The 17,696-nt window shown below is 65.7% G+C and carries 18 protein-coding genes; 12 read left to right on the forward strand and 6 right to left on the reverse strand.

The window, feature by feature from the left end:
- Window positions 1-109 precede the first annotated feature (109 nt).
- The 5 genes from NOG11_RS04740 to NOG11_RS04760 all read left to right on the forward strand — a co-directional run bounded on the left by NOG11_RS04740 (window position 110) and on the right by NOG11_RS04760 (window position 4,755).
- A complete protein-coding gene (locus tag NOG11_RS04740) occupies window positions 110-1,186 on the forward strand; it encodes a P-loop NTPase (protein WP_256618535.1) in 1,077 nt (358 codons plus the stop codon).
- 10 nt (window positions 1,187-1,196) lie between these two features.
- The gene (locus NOG11_RS04745; protein WP_256618536.1) at window positions 1,197-1,682 is read left to right on the forward strand and encodes an SspB family protein; all 486 of its coding nucleotides are present in this window, start codon (window positions 1,197-1,199) and stop codon (window positions 1,680-1,682) included.
- A 237-nt stretch (window positions 1,683-1,919) separates the two neighbouring features.
- Window positions 1,920-2,615, forward strand: coding sequence for a response regulator transcription factor CtrA (ctrA, locus tag NOG11_RS04750; RefSeq protein WP_256618537.1), 696 nt, complete (start codon window positions 1,920-1,922; stop codon window positions 2,613-2,615).
- A gap of 191 nt (window positions 2,616-2,806) precedes the next feature.
- Entirely contained in the window at window positions 2,807-4,420 is a 1,614-nt protein-coding gene (locus NOG11_RS04755; RefSeq protein ID WP_256618538.1) for a S41 family peptidase, read from the forward strand.
- Window positions 4,417-4,755 (forward strand): hypothetical protein, encoded by a 339-nt coding sequence (locus tag NOG11_RS04760; RefSeq protein ID WP_256618539.1) that lies wholly within the window; start codon window positions 4,417-4,419, stop codon window positions 4,753-4,755. Before NOG11_RS04755 ends, NOG11_RS04760 begins: the two co-directional genes overlap by 4 nt.
- 148 nt (window positions 4,756-4,903) lie before the next feature.
- On the opposite strand, the gene nusG is transcribed toward NOG11_RS04760, so the two are convergent.
- The 3 genes from nusG to NOG11_RS04775 form a co-directional block, all read right to left on the reverse strand.
- Complete coding sequence (nusG, locus tag NOG11_RS04765) at window positions 4,904-5,443, reverse strand: transcription termination/antitermination protein NusG (RefSeq protein WP_256618540.1); 540 nt, start codon at window positions 5,441-5,443, stop codon at window positions 4,904-4,906.
- Window positions 5,444-5,454: 11 nt separating this feature from the next.
- Window positions 5,455-5,799, reverse strand: a complete 345-nt coding sequence (gene secE, locus NOG11_RS04770) for a preprotein translocase subunit SecE (protein WP_256618541.1) — start codon at window positions 5,797-5,799, stop codon at window positions 5,455-5,457.
- A 479-nt stretch (window positions 5,800-6,278) separates the two neighbouring features.
- Window positions 6,279-7,289, reverse strand: a complete 1,011-nt coding sequence (locus NOG11_RS04775; RefSeq protein WP_256618542.1) for an SDR family oxidoreductase — start codon at window positions 7,287-7,289, stop codon at window positions 6,279-6,281.
- Between the two features lie 226 nt (window positions 7,290-7,515).
- Between NOG11_RS04775 and NOG11_RS04780 the strand changes: the two genes are divergently transcribed.
- Window positions 7,516-8,166 carry an early set domain-containing protein gene (locus NOG11_RS04780; protein ID WP_256618543.1) on the forward strand — a complete coding sequence of 217 codons (651 nt, stop codon included), beginning with the start codon at window positions 7,516-7,518 and terminating at the stop codon, window positions 8,164-8,166.
- Between the two features lie 77 nt (window positions 8,167-8,243).
- Here NOG11_RS04780 and NOG11_RS04785 read toward each other — a convergent pair whose 3' ends face one another.
- The gene (locus NOG11_RS04785) at window positions 8,244-9,938 is read right to left on the reverse strand and encodes an electron transfer flavoprotein-ubiquinone oxidoreductase (protein WP_370468231.1); all 1,695 of its coding nucleotides are present in this window, start codon (window positions 9,936-9,938) and stop codon (window positions 8,244-8,246) included.
- A gap of 187 nt (window positions 9,939-10,125) precedes the next feature.
- Here NOG11_RS04785 and NOG11_RS04790 point away from each other — a divergent pair, with 187 nt between their 5' ends.
- The 4 genes from NOG11_RS04790 to NOG11_RS04805 all read left to right on the forward strand — a co-directional run bounded on the left by NOG11_RS04790 (window position 10,126) and on the right by NOG11_RS04805 (window position 13,901).
- Complete coding sequence (locus tag NOG11_RS04790) at window positions 10,126-10,950, forward strand: uracil-DNA glycosylase (protein ID WP_305888900.1); 825 nt, start codon at window positions 10,126-10,128, stop codon at window positions 10,948-10,950.
- A 31-nt stretch (window positions 10,951-10,981) separates the two neighbouring features.
- Window positions 10,982-12,700 (forward strand): transglycosylase SLT domain-containing protein, encoded by a 1,719-nt coding sequence (locus NOG11_RS15110; protein ID WP_256618545.1) that lies wholly within the window; start codon window positions 10,982-10,984, stop codon window positions 12,698-12,700.
- A gap of 214 nt (window positions 12,701-12,914) precedes the next feature.
- The gene (locus NOG11_RS04800) at window positions 12,915-13,349 is read left to right on the forward strand and encodes an SRPBCC family protein (RefSeq protein ID WP_256618546.1); all 435 of its coding nucleotides are present in this window, start codon (window positions 12,915-12,917) and stop codon (window positions 13,347-13,349) included.
- A gap of 144 nt (window positions 13,350-13,493) precedes the next feature.
- Window positions 13,494-13,901, forward strand: a complete 408-nt coding sequence (locus NOG11_RS04805) for a hypothetical protein (protein WP_256618547.1) — start codon at window positions 13,494-13,496, stop codon at window positions 13,899-13,901.
- Here the strand turns inward: NOG11_RS04805 and NOG11_RS04810 are convergent.
- Together NOG11_RS04810 and tsaD are read right to left on the reverse strand one after the other, a co-directional pair.
- Window positions 13,898-14,902: an NAD(P)H-dependent glycerol-3-phosphate dehydrogenase gene (locus tag NOG11_RS04810; RefSeq protein ID WP_256618548.1), complete on the reverse strand. Its 1,005-nt coding sequence runs from the start codon at window positions 14,900-14,902 to the stop codon at window positions 13,898-13,900. The two genes, NOG11_RS04805 and NOG11_RS04810, sit on opposite strands and share 4 nt — an antisense overlap.
- Window positions 14,899-15,978 (reverse strand): tRNA (adenosine(37)-N6)-threonylcarbamoyltransferase complex transferase subunit TsaD, encoded by a 1,080-nt coding sequence (gene tsaD / locus NOG11_RS04815; RefSeq protein WP_256618549.1) that lies wholly within the window; start codon window positions 15,976-15,978, stop codon window positions 14,899-14,901. Before tsaD ends, NOG11_RS04810 begins: the two co-directional genes overlap by 4 nt.
- 24 nt (window positions 15,979-16,002) lie before the next feature.
- Between tsaD and hemC the strand changes: the two genes are divergently transcribed.
- Both hemC and NOG11_RS04825 read left to right on the forward strand, forming a co-directional pair.
- Window positions 16,003-16,974: a hydroxymethylbilane synthase gene (gene hemC, locus NOG11_RS04820; RefSeq protein WP_256618550.1), complete on the forward strand. Its 972-nt coding sequence runs from the start codon at window positions 16,003-16,005 to the stop codon at window positions 16,972-16,974.
- 70 nt (window positions 16,975-17,044) lie between these two features.
- Window positions 17,045-17,668, forward strand: a complete 624-nt coding sequence (locus NOG11_RS04825) for a uroporphyrinogen-III synthase (RefSeq protein ID WP_256618551.1) — start codon at window positions 17,045-17,047, stop codon at window positions 17,666-17,668.
- Window positions 17,669-17,696: the final 28 nt, after the last annotated feature.

The following is a 17,696-nucleotide window of genomic DNA, read 5'->3' on the forward strand; positions in this document are numbered from 1 at the left end:
GCGAAGGGCCATGATGGCTCCTCCGCAACTTCGAGGAAATCTTGCTTATGAGCAGCACTCTATATGAGGCGTTGAAATCTTCGCGCAACGATCCAAGGCGGTTTGCGTCATGATGCGCCGTTTCAAGGAAGCCGCGAGGCAGGGCCGGGTCGAGAACGCCCTTCGCAAAGCCTTGGCTGAAAAGGGCCTCGCCGCCGAGATCACCATCCGGGCGCTGGAAGGCCGTATCTCCGCCGCCGTGGTGCTGAAGGAGGGCCTCGGCGCGCAGGATCCCGCCGCCTTGGAGGCGGAGTTGCTTGGGGCCTCGGGTGCCGACCGGCTGACTCTGGTGACCACGGCTCACGAGAACGCTGGCAGTTCGGGCAGACCGGCCCCTCTCAAACCTGCTCCGGCAAGGGGCGGCCATGCCGACCCCCTAGGCCTCGGCGCGAAGGTCCAGGCCAGACCCTCCCCGCAGCGGCCCAACGGGGTCCGAGCGGTCATCGCCGTCGCATCGGGTAAGGGCGGCGTCGGCAAGAGCACCGTGGCCGCCTCCCTGGCGCTGCGTCTGAGCGAGCAGGGCCTGAGGGTCGGCATCCTCGACCTCGACATTCACGGCCCCTCCCTCCCCGTCCTCTTCCCCCGCGAGGAGAAGCTGAGGGGCGAGGAGGGCCGCGTTATCCCCGCAGAGGCCGAAGGTCTCAAGCTCGTCTCCCTGGGCTACATGGTGGACGAGCGGCAGGCGGTGGCCTGGCGCGGGCCGATGGTCATGAACGCCGCCCGCCAGCTCATCGACGAGACCGATTGGGGTGAGCTCGACATCCTCATCGTCGACACCCCGCCGGGGACGGGGGATGCGCACCTCTCCATGATCCAGCGGCTAAAGCTTGACGGCGCCGTCCTGGTCGCGACCCCCTCACCCCTCGCCCTGGCCGATGTCCGCCGGGGGGCCAGCCTGTTCGAGAAGGCGGGCACCCCCCTTCTCGGCGTGGTGGTGAACATGACCGGCGGGCCGATGGGCGACGACCTGCCGCCCGGCCTTGCCGAGGAGCTGGGGCTCGATGTTCTGGACAGGACGCCTCTCTCCCCAGGGGTCGCTTCCCTTCCCTTCCGCAAAGAGAGCGGCGCAACTCTCGAAGGCACCACTCAGGCCGTCACCGCGCTGTTCGCTCAGCTAAAAGGTGACAGCGGCGCGCGAAGCGATTAGGCGCGGGGCTATGACCGACGGAACCGAACTCGACTATGCCTGGCTCACCCAGAACGCGATGCGCGGCGTCGTCCGGGAGGTGCTCGGCATCACCAGGGAGCTCGGCGCGCTGCCGGGCGAGCACCACTTCTACATCGAGTTCGACACCAACATGCCCGGCGTCGGCATCGCCGACAGCCTTAAGTCGCAGTACCCCGACCGCATGACCATCGTCCTGCAGCACCAGTTCGAGGGGCTGGAGGTGGAAGAGGAGCACTTCCAGGTCGTCTTGAAGTTTAAGGGTGTGCCGGAAATGCTCACCATCCCGTTCGCGGCGGTTACCCAGTTCGCCGATCCCTCGGCCAGTTTTGTCCTTCAGTTTCAACCCATCGACACGCTGGAGGGCGGAAACGACGTCGACGAAGCGCCGGCGGAAGACGAACCAAACCCTCCCGAGGACAACCCGCCCTCCGGCGGCGCCGACGTGGTCAGCCTCGACCGTTTTCGCAAGAAGTAGTTGAAAAACCTATCTATTTCTTGGTTCGCGCGGCTTCTGCAGAAAACCGGCTTCCTGAATAAGTTAACGCTTGCTCCGCGAATCGGACGCCGTCTAGACTCACCTAAGCGTGTGGGCAGTAGGCGCGCGCGGGCGATTAATCTTTATGAAAGCTAATGGCTGTTAGGCTGAACGAAAGCTTCACAGGGCCGCCTCCTTGCGCGGCATTGACCTAACGGACGAGGAGGACAGGTTCCAATGAGGGTTCTGCTGATCGAGGACGACGGCGCGACGGCACAGAGCATCGAGCTGATGCTTAAGTCGGACGGCTTCAACTGCTACACCACCGATCTCGGTGAAGAGGGTGTCGATCTCGGCAAGCTCTACGACTACGACATCATCCTTCTGGACCTGAACCTGCCCGACATGACCGGCTTCGACGTGCTCAAGCAGCTCCGCGTAGCCAAGGTCGGCACGCCGATCCTCATCCTCACCGGCCTCGGCGACACCGAGAATAAGGTCCGGGGCCTCGGTTTCGGCGCCGACGACTACATGACCAAGCCGTTCCACAAGGACGAGCTCGTCGCCCGCATCCACGCCATCGTCCGCCGCTCCAAGGGCCACAGCCAGTCGATCATCAACACCGGCACCCTCTCGGTGAACCTCGACGCGAAGACGGTGGAAGTCGCCGGCCAGCGCGTCCACCTCACCGGCAAAGAGTATCAGATGCTGGAACTCCTCTCCCTGCGCAAGGGCACGACCCTGACCAAGGAGATGTTCCTCAACCACCTCTACGGCGGCATGGACGAGCCCGAACTGAAGATTATCGACGTCTTCATCTGCAAGCTGCGCAAGAAGCTCTCGGCTGCGACCAGCGGCGAGCACTACATCGAAACCGTCTGGGGCCGCGGCTACGTCCTGCGCGACCCGGCAGAGGAGAAGGGCGCAGCGTAAGCCAGCCCGCAATCCTTGCGAGTACCCAACGGACCCTACGGGGTCCGTTTTTCGTTGCGCAGAAAGGCGTTCTATCGCCGCTGTTCGAAAGCTTAATATTGCATTTACCACCTTGCGCCCGCCATATTATCACACAACCAGAGGCAGGGTTCGTTGTGGCGGTATTCAAAGGTAGCAAGGTTTTCCATCTGTTGGCGGCGGTCGCGCTGCTGGGCGTCGCTTCCTGCGGCGGGAGCGGCGGCGGGGGTTCGACCGCTCCGGTCAGGCGCCCCTCGCCTCCCCCCACGACGAACACCCCGCCGAGCTGGACCCCAGGGGTCTTCGCCGCCTCCAGCAGCTTCGAGCAGCGCTGTGAGCGCCCACGCACCGGCGTGGATATCGAAGGCAACCCCTTCCCCGACCGTGCAGGGTCGGTCCTAGAAGAGAACCACTGGCTGCGCTCCTGGACGGACGAGACTTATCTCTGGAACAACGAGGTCCCGGACCAGAACCCGGCCAATTTCGACGATCCGCTCGACTACTTCGCCGAGCTTCGCACCACGGCGCGGACCCCGTCGGGTACGCCCAAGGACAACTTCCACTTCTCCCAGTCCACCGAGGACTTCCTCCGCTCGCGCAACTCGGCTGGCTCCTCTGGCTACGGCTTCAGCCTGGCGGCGATCAGAACGACCGCGCCGCGGGACTACCGCATCCGCTACGTCGATCCCGGCACGCCCGCGGCGGCGGTGGTCGGCGGCGAGCAGCAGTTCAAGCGCGGCACCCGCATCCTCGAGGTGGACGGCAACGACCTCGTCAATGGCAGCAACACCGAGGCGCTCAATGATGGCCTCTTCCCGGAGAACGACGGCGAGACCCACACCTTCCTCGTTCAGGATGCAGGCTCGACCCAGACGCGGCTCGTGACCATCACCTCCGCCAATGTCGCCCGCGTGCCGGTCATCGAGACGAAGGTGATCGACGATGGCGGGGTGCGTGTCGGCTACATCGTCTTCAACACCTACAGCCCGTTCTCCTCGGAGGAGGCGATCATCGACGCTGTCCAGACCCTCTCCGATGCCAATGTCGAGGAGCTGGTGCTAGACCTTCGCTATAATGGCGGCGGGCTTCTCGCGGTCGCCTCGCAGCTCAGCTACATGATCGCGGGACCGAGCTTCACCAGCGGCAAGTATTTCGAGCGCCTGCGCTTCCAGGCCGATGCGGGGAACACCAACCCCGTTACCGGCCAGCGCAACGACCCCACGCCCTTCTACACCACCGGCCTCGGATTCTCGGCAGCCGAGGGGCGGCAGCTTCCCCTCCTGCCCGATGTGAACCGGGTCTTCGTTCTGTCGACAGACCGCACCTGCTCGGCGTCCGAGGCCACCATCAACGGGCTGCGCGGCGTCGGTTTCCCGGTCGTGCTGATCGGCGACACCACCTGCGGCAAGCCCTTCGGCTTCTACCCCACCGACAATTGCGGCGAGACCTACTACACGATCCAGTTCCAGGGCGTGAACTTCGAAGGGTTCGGCGACTACCAGGACGGCTTCGTCCCCGACAGCAGCACATCGTCCATCGGCGAGCGCCTGCCGGGCTGCCGCGTCTCCGACGATCTCAGCTTCCAGCTCGGCGACGAGAGCGAGCCGCTTCTCGCCGCCGCTCTCGCCTACCGCCGCACGGGCGCCTGCCCCACGACGCTGGCCACTTCATCGGCGAGAGCCCTGATCGAGACCCGCTCGAAGGAGCCCGGCATCGTGCGCTTCCCCGCTGAGGACCTTCTCTCGGTCAACCGAGACATGCGCCTCCCCGGCGGCGAGACCCTTTGACCCGGCTGGCGGCGCTGGTTGCGGGGCTGTCGGCGGCGGCTTGCCAGACCTCGGCCCAGACCCAGGAAACCCCGGCGGCACTCGACCCCGACCGGATGGACGAGGTCGCTGCCCTGGTCGCGGAAGCGGTGGGTAAGGCTTCGGTCGAACTTGGCGTATCGTCCGATCCGGGACGGGTGGTCATCCTGCCCCCGCCCCCTGGCCCCTACGAGGACCGAAGCCCCGCTATGCCGAGGACTTTCCAGGCGGTGCTTAGGGACGATACCTGTCTTCTGGTCCAGACGGATGGGGAGCTGGAGGTAGAGCTGCCGCAAGGGGTTTGCCTACCACTCTAAAAGGCTTTCTGCCGCCTTCCCATGGTCCGCGAAGCGGATCCGTGGGACGCATCATCCGCATGGAATGATCTCGCGGCGCTAGTGGGAGTTGGGTCCCACGGTCTCCGGCTATGCCTGGGCCGTGGGAAAGCGTCGATAGAAAAGCAGCTCAGCTCTCTTTGTCGACCTGGTGGTACTCGAGCTCCACCGGGGTCGCCCGGCCGAAGATCGAGACCGACACCTTAAGGCGGGCATTGTCCTGGTCCACGTCCTCGACCACGCCGGAGAAGCTGGCGAAGGGGCCGTCGATGACTTTGACCATCTCGCCGACCTCGTAGATGACCGACGGCTTGACGGGTGCGGCGTCGCCCTCCTCCATCGTGCCGAGGATGCGATCGACCTCGCGCTGGGAGATCGGCAGCGGCTTCTTGCCCGATCCCAGGAAGCCGGTGACCTTGTTAGTCTCGTTGACCACGTGGAAGGTCTGGTCGTTCATCACCATCTTCACCAGGACATAGCCGGGGAAGTAGCGGCGCTCGGTGTTCACCTTACGGCCACGGCGCACCTCGACCACCTCCTCGGTGGGCACCAGCACGTCCTCGAACAGGTCGCTCAGACCCTTCTCGGCGGCGGCGGCTTTGATGGAGTCCGCCACCTTCTTCTCGAAGTTGGAGTAGGCGTGGACGATGTACCACTTGGCTTCGGACATCGAGATCGTTCCTAAAACAGGTTGAGGGAGAGGATGCGGGGGACCACGAAGCGCAGGATCTGGTCCACCGAGAAGAAGAAGACGCTCATGATGGCGACCATGATCAGCACCATGATGGTTGAGACCATGGTCTCGCCGCGGGTGGTCCAGGTAACCTTCTGCATCTCGGCGCGGACCTGCTTGTAGAACTCGAACGGGCCGACGGACTTCTTCTTGACCGGGGCGCCCGCCTCGGACTTGGCCGAGCGGCTTCCGCCCTCGCCGGCGTCGATGGTCTCGGGTGTCAGGCGCGCCTGGGCGCCCGTCCCGGCGACGCGGTTCGATTTGACTTTGCGGCGGTTCTTCGACTTCGGCATCGGTCAGGCTGACCCCATCTTGAACTGACAGCCGCCCGCGTCGCCTCTGGTGAGGATCGGCGCTTCGAGCTGTCGGGAAGGCCCCGGAAGTGCGCGCTTCGAGGTGCGAAGTCAAGCCGGGAAGCGTCGGGACGTTTTTGTGCCTCACGCGCCAAGGGCGCTCCGGCGGGGCGGCGAACGATCGCCGGGCACCCGGTCGGGTGCCTTCCCGCGGCGCCGTCAGTTCGCTGGGAACATGCTTCGCCGCCGCGCTTTCCTTCCCCTTCAGGGGGCTTCGTAGCTGGTTTGCCGTAGGCAAAACTTTCGATCCAGTGGATCGAAAGTAGGCGCAGAAGGCTACGGTAGTGGCTGCCAGAAGGGCGGAGGGGGCGTCGAGGCAGCAGCCCAACCTCTCCCCCTAGAAATGCGAGCGAAGCGAAAGCGAAGTCGAGCCGGCTCTCAAGTAGGCCCGCGGGTAGCGGGCCGGTAGGGCCACTAGATTAATGCTTCCGGTCGCCTCTTCCCAGGAAGTACCCCACCGCCCCGGCAGCCACGGCGCCGATCCCGACGGCGGCGAACCTCGCCACGTCCCCGTCCACGATCAGCGCCTTATCCTTCGCCTTGTGGTCGTAGGAGCCATGAGCGCCGAACATGCCCTCGCCGGGCTCGTAGGCGTAGCCATCGGTTTTGTTGTCGATGGTCCTGGGCTGCTTCGACGTCTGATCGTCGGCGCCGGAGCTGGCGAGCTGGCGGTCGAGGAGCTGCGGCATGCCTTGCCCGCCCAGGAACACGGCGAGCGCGGGCAGCCCCACGAAGAGCTCCCGCGGCCCCTCCTTCGCGGCTCTGACTACGGCCTTGGCGACGGTCTCGGGCTGGAAGATGGGCTCGGTGGGCTGGGGCTTGTTGGGCAGCGAGGTGTCGGCCCAGTCGAACTGGGGCGTGTTGATGCCCGAGGGGTGGACCATGGACACGGTAACCGAGGAGCCCTCGGCGATCAGCTCGGTGCGCAGCGCTTCGGAAGCTGCCTTTGCCGCATGCTTGGCGGCGCAGTAGGCGGACTGGAGCGGGATGGCCCTATAGGCGAGGCCGGAGCCCACATTGACGATGGCGCCCCTGTCCCTTGGCCGCATATATTTTAGGGCGGCCATCATGCCGTGCACCTGTCCCAGATAGGTCACCTCCATGACCCGTCTGATGTCGCTCGGCTCCATCTCCCAGAAGCGCTTGATCACCGTGGTCATGGCGTTGTTGACCCAGACGGCGATCGGCCCCTGGGCCTCGTCGATCTCTCTGGCTGTCGCCATCACCGCGTCGGCATCGGCCACGTCGCAGGGGTAGGACCGCGCGTCCACGCCGTAGGCGGACAGCTCTTCGGCAGCTTTTTCGAGCCGCTCTTCCCCACGCGCGAGCAAAGCGAGGTCGTATCCGTTCTGTGCGAACAATTCCGCGCAGGCGCGACCGATCCCGGCGCTGCCCCCCGTGATGACAACGCAACCTTTCCCGATCGTCATAGTATAGCTTCCTTTGTAAATCCTTGGATAAGAAGGCGATCAGCCTACAGCGGTTCCAGCCGTCATGCGGCTTTGCAGCGGTTCCTCTCGCAGGCGTGAGGTTTTCGTTCGGTTCCCGGACGAACGAGCCTCTCGCGCGTCCGTGAAGTTCTGTACCCGACCCTCCCCCCGTGTCGCCGTGTTAACGAAGCGTGTGTCATGCACGGAAAATAGAACGAGGGAACTCATGAAGAAACTTCTCGCGATTGGTCTTTCGGCTGCCCTGATGGCTGGTGTCTCGCACGCTGCCACGATTACCGGCGGTCAGACCACGATCACGCTTACCGCGGTGGAAGAGCTCGGACTGGAAACCGAGGCCGTCGGCGAAGCCCAGGACTTTTCCGAAGCGTTCGACCAGCCGGTCTTCACCATCCTGATTACCGGTGACGAGCTGACCTTCGGCGCCAGCGAAGACGAGCTGAACGGCACGATCACCCACGGTCTCAACGACGGCATCGCGCTGAGCAGCGGCGCCACCACGGTGACGCTGACGAACTTCGTGCTGGACTTCGACAACAACCTGATCACGGCGAATGTCACTGCCGGCGCCATGAGCTTCGACGACGCTGCCGTGTTCGAGTTCGAGCTGCCTGACGATCTGCCCCCCGGCGAAGGCCCGCTGGAAGTGGCTGACGACCTTAGCGGTGTCACCTTCACCCTGACCGATACGGCGCTGACGCTGCTTTCGACCGCCTTCGGGACCCTGCCGATCGACGGCGACTTCCCGATCGGCAACTTCGAGACCAACCCGGAAGCCGTTCCGGTCCCGGCCGCCGCGCTTCTCTTCGCGCCGCTGGCAGCAGGCTTCATCGCCCGCCGCCGCCGCAAGGCTGCCTAAGCCTTTCCGACTGAAGCTGAGACGGAAAAGGGGAGCCCTTCGGCTCCCCTTTTTCTTTGTGCGAATAATAGGCTCTCTTACATATTCGGGTAGTTCGGACCCCCGCCGCCCTCGGGCGTGTGCCAGACGATATTCTGGGCCGGGTCCTTGATGTCGCAGGTCTTGCAGTGGACACAGTTCTGGGCGTTGATCTGGAAGACCTGTTTGCCGCCGTCCTCCACATACTCGTAGACCCCCGCCGGGCAGTAGCGCTGGGACGGCCCTGCATATTCCGGCAGCTCTACCGTGTAGGGCACCTGATCGTCCTTGAGCCGAAGGTGCGCAGGCTGATCTTCCTCATGGTTGGTGAAGCTGTAGCTGACGGAGGTCAGCCGGTCGAAGGTCAGGACCCCGTCGGGCTTGGGATAGTCGATGGGTTTGTGCTGGGACGCAGGCTCGGTGCTCTGAGCATCGGTCTTGCCGTGGCCCAGCGTGCCGAAGAAGGAGACACCGCCGAGCCCCATCCCTTTGCCGAGGATGTTCATCCAGAGGTCCATACCCGTCAGGCTGATGGCGCCGAGGATCGTTCCGTATTTGGACCAAAGCGGTTTGGCGTTGCGCACTGTGTGCAGCTCGTCGCGCACCCAGGAGGTGTCGTAGCGCTCCTGATAGCCGATGAGCTCGTCGCCCTGGCGGCCCTCATGCACCGCCTCGAAGGCCGCTTCGGCGGCCATCATGCCGGTCTTCATGGCGTTGTGGTTGCCCTTGATCCGCGGCACGTTGACGAAGCCCGCCGAGCAGCCGATCAGCGCCCCGCCTGGGAAAGTCAGCTTGGGAACGGACTGGAAGCCGCCCTCCGAGATCGCCCGCGCGCCGTAGGCCACGCGCTCGCCGCCCTCCAGGAATTTCGAGATCTCCGGATGGGTCTTGAAGCGCTGGAACTCCTGATACGGAGCGAGATAGGGGTTCTTGTAGTTGAGGTGCACGACGTAGCCGATGGAGACGTAGTTGTCGCCGAAATGGTACATCCAAGAGCCGCCGCCCGTATCGTTCTTCAGCGGCCAACCGAAGGTGTGCTGAACGAAGCCCTTCTTGAAGTGCTCGTCCTTGACCTTCCAGAGCTCCTTGAGGCCGATGCCGTATTTCTGGGGCTCCTTGCCGTCGTCGAGGCCGAACTCCTTGATGAGCTGCTTCGAGCAGGAGCCGCGCACCCCTTCCGCAAACAGAACATATTTGCCCAGAAGCTCCATGCCGGGCTCGTAGGAGCCCTTCTTCTCGCCGTCACGGCCGATGCCGACCTCGCCGACGATCACGCCGGCCACGGAGTTGTCCTCACGGCGCACCGTGCGCGACGCGGCCATCATGGGGTAGACCTCGACGCCCATCCCTTCGGCCTTCTCGCCTAGCCAGCGGCAGACATTGGCCATCGAGACGGCATAGCAGCCATGGTTCTTCAGCATGGAGGGCAGCGCGAAGTTCGGCAGCGGCATCGAGCCTGACGGGCCGAGATAGAGGAACCGCTCGGACGTCACCGGGCTGTCGATCGGGCAGTCCGCGTCGCTCTCCCAGTCAGGCAGCAGCTCGTTCAGTGCGCGTGGGTCGAGCACCGCGCCGGAGAGGATATGCGCGCCGACCTCGGAGCCCTTCTCCACCACCACGACGGAGATCTCCTTGCCAGTCTCTTCCTCGAGCTGCTTCAGACGGATCGCCGCAGAGAGCCCCGCCGGGCCTGCGCCCACGATGACCACGTCGAACTCCATGCTCTCGCGTTCTACGGGGGTGTCGTCGTACATGCTGTGCCACCTGTTCGTGCTTCGTTTGCTGCGCTGCATATGCCGCAGAAGCTTGAAAAAAGCCATGCGGCTATTTTTGGCTCATGAATTTCGTGCCTTCCTCCCCCTGCGAAGTGGAGGAAAGAACCCTGATACCTCACGGGAACAACAGTTGTCCTTCACCCCTGGCCCGTGCAGAATCCCCCCCATGGCAGCAGGCAGGTCAGACGAGGCGGAAGCGATCCTACGCTTCTACGAGGAGGCGGGGGTAACCACCGCCGAAGCCGAGACCTCCGGCGGCCTTTGGACGATGAAAGACGAGGAGCCTGCGTCTAAGAAAGCGCCGAGCCGCACCGCCGCTCCCTCTCCACCAATCGCGAGCAAAGCTGCCCCCGCCAGCGCCGCCGACGGCCTCGCCGATGCCGAACAGGCCGCCGGTTCCGCGCAAACCCTCGAGGAGCTCTGCCAAGCCATCGCTGCCTTCGAGGGCTGTTCCCTCAAACACGGCGCCCGCGGCCCGGTCATCTACGACGGTATCCTGGGCGCCGACGTGCTAGTACTAGGCGAGGCACCAGGCGCCGAGGAAGACCGCATCGGCAAGCCCTATGTGGGCCGCTCGGGCCAGCTTCTCGACCGGATGCTGGCCGCTATCGACCTCTCCCGCGCGCCGAAGGAGGGTCAGGGGGCGGTCTGCCTCTCCAACGCCGTCTACTGGCGCCCGCCGTCGAACCGGAACCCCAGCAAGGCCGAGGTCGCCACCTGCCTACCCTTCATGAAGCGCTTCATCGAGCTTTCCCGTCCGAAACTCGTTCTCCTCACAGGCAATGTCCCCAACCAGGCGCTCTTCCCGGACGCCCCCGGTATCACCCGCGACCGGGGCAAGGTGAAGGTCCACGAAACCTCAGACGGTCAGAAGATTACCGCCCTGCCCCTCTTCCACCCCGCCTTCCTGCTGCGCCAGCCGATCCAAAAGCGCTGGGCCTGGCGCGATCTTCTGACGGCGAAAGCAACGCTTAACGAAACCCTGTCCTAACTCCGCCCCATTCCCCTTCCAGGAGAGCTAAGTGATCAAACGCGTTCTTCTTGCCTGTTCCGCCCTTCTCGGCAGCGCCTTCGCGGCCGAGGCCGACGTGCTGTCCGATGCCGACGAGAAGCGCTACCGCGACGTCTTCATGCTCCAGGACGCAGGCCGCATGAGCGATGCCGACAAGATCATCGAGAAGATCGAGGATCCCATCCTGCTCGGCTATGTCCTCGAGCAGCGCTACATGCACCCGACGGCCTACCGAAGCTCCTACTCGGAACTCTCGCGCTGGCTCTCATCCTACGCGGACCACCCCGATGCGCGGCGCATCTACAGCCTCGCCATGAAGCGCAGACCCAGCGGCGCCAGGCCCCAGCGGCCCGTCTCCAGGCGCTGGCGCACCAGCTCCACCACGATCCTGACACCGGATCTTCAGGCCGACTATGACAGCCTGAGGGGCGGCAGGAAGGAAGCCGTGCGCCGCATCGAGGGGCGCATCCGCTACCTCCTCGGCAAGGACCGGCCCACCCAGGCGCTCGCCTATCTCAACGATCCGCGCCAATTCAACCAGCTCACCTCGCGCCAGACCGACCGCATCCGCGGCTGGATCGCCGAGAGCTACTATGTCCACGGCAAGCTGTCCGACGCGCAGCGACTGGCCGAGCAAGCGGCCAACCGCTCAGGCACCTCCGCCGTCATGGCCCAGTGGACGGCGGGTCTCGTCGCCTGGCGCCGCGGCGATATGGAAAAGGCCTTCCGCTACCACTCGGCCATGGCCGACGAGCCGCATCAAACCTCGAGCCTTCGGGCAGGCGCCGCCTTCTGGGCCGCCCGCGCAGCCCTCGCCACGGGGCGGTCCGACGAAGCGCTCCTCTATCTCGACGTCGCCGCGAGCTACCCCCTCACCTTCTACGGACAGCTCGCCCTCGGCCAGCTCGGCCAGGGTTCGGGCGTCGACTGGTCACCCATCGAGCTGACGGAGGGCGATCTCGACCAGCTCCTCGACAAGAACCCGCGCATCACCCGCGCCATCGCCCTGTCGGAGGTGGGTCGTCATACCGACGCCGCCATGGAGCTGCGCTACGCCCATGGCGAGCTGAAACCCGAGGACGACCGCGCGCTTCTGGCCCTCGCGGGGCAGCTCAACACACCCTCTGCCCAGGTCCACCTCTCCGAGGCGACGGCCATCCGTGAGGACACCTCCCGCGCCCTCTGGGCCTCGCTCTATCCGGTGCCGGAAGGCTTCGAGCCGAATGGCGGCTTCGAGATCGACAAGGCGGTGCTGTTCGGCCTCATCCGGCAGGAGTCGAAGTTCTCGAACCGCGCCCGCTCCCGCGTGGGTGCTGCGGGCCTGATGCAGCTCATGCCAAGGACCGCGAGCTACATCACCGGCGACCGCCGCCTGATGCAGCGCGGCTCCAAGGCCTCCGAGCGCCTCTACGATCCGGGCTACAACATGCAGCTCGGCCAGTCCTACGTGCAGATGCTGCTGACCGAGTACAATAAGGGCGCAGGCGACATGTTCGAGATGGCGCTGAGCTACAATTGGGGGCCAGGCAATTTCCGCCGCTACAAGGCCCGCGCGGGGATCGACGACCAGCTTCTCCTGCTCGAGAGCGTGCCCAACAAGGAAGCACGTCAGTTCGTGGACGTGGTGATGACCAATATCTGGGTCTATCGCGACCGCCTCGGCGAGCCTGCCCCCGACCGGGATGCGGCTTCCGCAGGGCAGAGGCCGATCTATCAGAGCGTACGGTAGCTTCCATCAGTCATCCCGGAAAGCACGCAGTGCTTATCCGGGATCCACGGCCTGCGGTTTCTATAGAGACAACGGACGGGACATTTTGAACAGCTAGGTCCATGGGTCCCGGATAGCCTCCGGCTTCCGGGATGACGAACTCAGCTCGCTCTCAACACACCCTACAGCTTTCGCTGGCACACTCTCCCAGCACCCCGCTAAGAGCCAGGACGCGATGAAGAGCTTCTCCCTCTCCTCCGAGTTCCCCTTCCCTGCGGATGTGGTGTTCGAGGACGTCCTCAAATACTGGCGCCTGGCCGAGCTGGAGACGGGCCGCGAGGGCTTCACCCACTTCCCCGACCGCATGGTGCGCGAGGGTGACCTCATCGTCCTCCCCTACCGGATGATGGGGGTGAAGATCTTCGACTACCGTATCGAGGTCACCCGCGTGGACCTGCGCGAACGCATCCTGACGAGCGAGGAGACCGGCGGCCCCATCCGCTCCTGGCGCCACCGCATCGACGTGCGCCCCATGGAGGGCGACACCTGCTGCTATACCGACCGCGTCACCATCGACGCAGGCCCCCTCACCCCCTGGATCGCCGAAAGCGCCCGAACGATGTACGAGCGGCGCCAGACCCTGAGGGCCGAGACCCTGGCCGAGGCGTAGCCGCCTGGCCAAGCCGACCGGGTTCTTAGGAAGCGCGGTTGGCTTTGGCGCCCGTTCTACGGATCACCCTCCCGTCCGAAGGCCCTTCCCTTAACTTCTCGTTGAGGTTAGGGTGTCCGAAGGGCCAAAGGGGTGGTTGACGGCATGACGCGTATCGAGACGATCTTCGGCGGTTTCCTGGCCGTGGCCGTATTGTCGGTCTTCGCCTTCGTGTTCTTCGGATCGACGACGGACGGGACAGCCTCCTCGTCGACTTCCAGCACGGCGAGCCGCGGCGCTTTCGTTCGCACCAGCGTGGCGACCCTTCTCGATGAGGACCGGGCGGAGGAGTACGAGATCCCCGCCACCGCCTGCGGCTGCTACAATATGGGCTACGACCTCATCCGCTCCAACGTGAAGGCCGGTACCGAACTTTTCGAGGGTCAGGTCCAGGCCTGCTACGACCGGGTGGGGCCGATGGGTGCCGAAGCGCTGTCCGACGGCGCCATGGCCGCCTCCGCCGTGCCGCGCGAGCGCAAGAGCTGTCGCGCCGGCGACTATATCGCGCGCTAGCTCTTTCCAGCCCCTTCGGCCCTTAGGGGCCGGTTCATCAGCTTGGCGATGGTTTCGTCGACCCCGTCGCGCCCCTCGACAATAGCAGCAACCCCTTCGCAAATCGGCATCTCCACCCCCGCCGCCCTAGCCTTCTCGGTGAGCGGCCTCGCGGTGGCCGCCCCCTCCGCCACGCTGCGCTGGCTTCGAAGATAAGCGGCAGGTTCCGCCCCCTGGCCGAGCGCCAGCCCGAGTGAGAAGTTGCGCGACTGGGGCGAGTTGGCGGTGAGCACGAGGTCGCCAAGCCCCGAAAGGCCGGACAAGGTCTCCTGCTTTGCCCCCATCGCAAGCCCGAAACGCTGGAGCTCGGCGAAGCCGCGGGCGATCAGCGCCGCCTTGGCACTCTCGCCGAAGCCCTTGCCGATGGCGATGCCGCAGGCGATGGCGAGGACGTTCTTCACCGCGCCGCCTATCTCGGCGCCAAACGGGTCGTCCGAGGCGTAGAGCCGGAAGTTCGCCGCGGAGACGAGGGACAGCCAGCGCTCTCGCTCGGCCTGGCTCTCGCAGGCGAGGGTCACCGCGGTGGGCAGGCCCCGCGCCACATCGGCGGCGAAGCTGGGGCCGGAGAGGACCGCGCCCCTCGCTTCGGGCCAGGCCTCGGCCAGCACCTCGTGCATCGGCATAAGCGTGCTGCGCTCCAGGCCCTTCGAGCAGAGGGCGACGGGCAGCGCTGCCTCGGATGAGGCCTGCCGCAGCTCTTCCATCCAGTGGCGCGCATGCTGGGCGGGCACGACGAAGAGGCAGGCGTCGCTGCCCGCGACATCGACCAGATCGCTGCTAGGCGTGAGGAGGTCCGGCAGGGGCACGCCCGGCAGATAGGCCTCGTTCTCCCCCGCCTCGGCCACGGCTTCCGCCTTGTCCGGCGAGCGCATCCAGAGGCGGACCTCATGCCCCTCCCTGGCGAGCAGCACTCCCAGAGCCGTACCCCAGGAGCCGGCACCGGCTACGAAAACCCGGCTCATACCTTGGCTCCCCTCTTGCCCCGACCGATGACCGGTGCCGCCTCACCATCGAGGGGCCAGCGCGGGCGGGGCGCCAGGGCCAGTGCGTCCTCCTGGGAAGGGGCGAGCCCGGCGGCATGGAGCTGATAGCCCGCCAGGGCGATCATCGCCGCGTTGTCGGTGCAGTAGCGTAGGGCGGGCGCCTTGAACGAGGCGCCCGAGCGCTCCGCCAGCGCTTCGAGCTCGCTCCGCAGCACGCTGTTGGAAGCGACGCCCCCCGCCGCCACCAGCGCCTTGGCGCCGCTTTGGGCGAGGGCGCGTTCGGTCTGGCGGATGAGATGGGCGATAGCGGCCTTCTGGAAGGAGGCGGCGAGGTCGGCCTTGGTGCTCTCGTTCAACGGTGCGGCCTCCTGCGCGGCCTGACGAACGGCGGTCTTCATGCCGGAGAAGCTGAAGTCGTAGCCCTCCCGTCCGAGAAGGGGCCTCGGCATGGCGAACCGCTCGGCGTCGCCATCGCGAGCCAGCCGCTCGATGGCGGGGCCGCCCGGTGCCGGCAGGCCCATCAGCTTGGCCGTCTTGTCGAAGGCCTCGCCGGCCGCGTCGTCGATGGTGGTGCCGAGGCGCCTTGCCTGCCCCGGCCCCTCAATGATCAAGAGCTGGGTGTGCCCGCCGCTGACAAGGAGGAGGAGGTAGGGCAGCTCCGCCCCGCCCTCGAGACCGACGGAAAGGGCGTGGCCCTCCAGATGGTTCACCGGCACGAGCGGGACGCCGCTAGCGATGCTGAGCCCCTTGGCGAAGGTGAAGCCCGCCATCACCCCGCCGATCAGGCCCGGTCCGGCGGTCGCCGCGATTAGGGAGAGGTCGGGGACGCTCACCTCGGCTTCGGCGAGCGCCTCCTCGGCCACGATGTCGATGAGGTCGGCATGGGCTCTCGCGGCGATCTCAGGGACGACGCCGCCAAAAGGAGCGTGAGCTGCATCCTGCCCCCTAACGATCGAAGACAGAACCTCGACGTCCTCACCGATGCACAGCACTGCCGCGGCGGTGTCGTCGCAGCTCGACTCGAGGCCCAGGACCAGTTGCGGTTGCTCACTCATCCGGCGGGGGATAGCAGCGCGGTGATGATCCAGAAACCCGTCACCATCGCCTCACGCCGCTCGCCCCTCGCCGTCGCCCAGGCCGAAGCCGTACGCGCCATGCTGGGCAAGGCTGCGGAGCTGAGGGAGGCGGCGTGGGAGGAGAGCTTCCCCATCAAGACCTTCGTGACCATCGGCGACCGCAACATGGCGGGCTCCCTGGCGGAGGTCGGCGGCAAGGGCCTCTTCGTGAAGGAGATCGAGATGGCGCTCCTGACGAGGGAGGCCGACATCGCCGTCCACTCCATGAAGGACATGCCCGCCGAGATGCCGAAGGGCCTGGTCCAGGCGTGTGTACCGGAGCGGGAGGACCCACGCGACGCCTTCGTCTCACTGACCGGCGCGAATATCGAAGAGCTTCCTGAAGGGGCACGGGTCGGCACGAGTTCGATCCGTAGGGCCTCTCAGCTTCTCGCCCGCCGCCCCGACCTGAAGGTCGTCCCTTTCAGGGGGAACGTGGCGACGAGGCTGAGCAAGCTGGAACGGGGCGAGGCGCTGGGCACCTTTCTGGCCGAGGCAGGCCTGAAGCGGTTGGGCCGGAACGAGGTCAAGCGCTGCCCCATCGAGACGGATGTGATGCTGCCTGCACTGGGTCAGGGAGCCTTGTGCATCCAAACCAGGGAGGATGACGAGACCTCCCGCGAGCTTTGCCGAGGCTTCAACGACGACGCGGCGGAGATCGCCACAACCGCGGAGCGGGCCTTCGTCGGCAGGCTCGACGGATCCTGCCGAACGCCGATGGCAGGGCTCGCCGAGCTTGACGGCGACAGGCTTCGGTTCAGGGCCGAGATCCTGCATCCCGATGGACACCTCCGCTGCGACACCGAGAGGGACGCGAGTCTTGGCGGTAAGGACCATGACGAGCGCCTCCTCACCGCCTTCGCCCTAGGGGCCGAGGCGGCGGAGGACATTCTCGGCCGCGCCGAGCCGGACCTTCTTCATGCCATCGGGCAGTAGCTTCCACGCCTTGCTGGTGGTGAGGCCCGAGCCTGAGGCTACGGCCTTCGCGAGGCTTCTGGAGGGACGAGTGAGCACGCAGGTTCTGCCCTGCCCGGTCACCCGGATCGTCTTGCTTCCCGCCAAATTACCAATAGAGAACTTCGATACCGTCCTTCTCACCTCGCCGCGTGCGGTGCCTGCTGCGGTAGCAGCCGGTCTGCCGGTACTGGCGGTGGGAGAGAAGACCGCAAAGGCTGCTGCGGCGGCAGGGCTGACCATTATTGCCGCCGGTGCCGGGAGGGTGACTCAAGATCTGCCCTCCCTCCTGCCCCGAACCGCGTCGGTGCTGCATCTGGCCGGGGAGGATATCGCCGTGGACCCGGCGCCCTTCTTTGCGGCGCGCGGACATGCCTACCGCCGGGAGACCGTCTACAGGGCGGAGCCCCTGCCCTCCCTCCCCCAGGACGCCGAAGAATGCCTCCGCCGACCAGGCGAGCTGGCGGCGATCTTCCTCTCCGCGCGCAACGCCGCCCTCTTCGCCGGACTGGCAAGGCCTCTTCTCGAAGGGGAGGAGCTGCGCCTCACGGCCTTCTGTATGAGCGAGCGCATCGCTGCAGCCGCCGCCCATACTGGCCTTTTCGGTAATGTGTTGAACGCCGATGCCAGAGGCCCCTCGGCCTTCGTTGACTTCATCACGCCGCGCTGCACATAACGCCTAGAGATGGCGGAACGCTTGGGGT

This window comes from Parvularcula maris, from assembly GCF_024505085.1.
GTDB lineage: Bacteria > Pseudomonadota > Alphaproteobacteria > Caulobacterales > Parvularculaceae > Parvularcula > Parvularcula maris.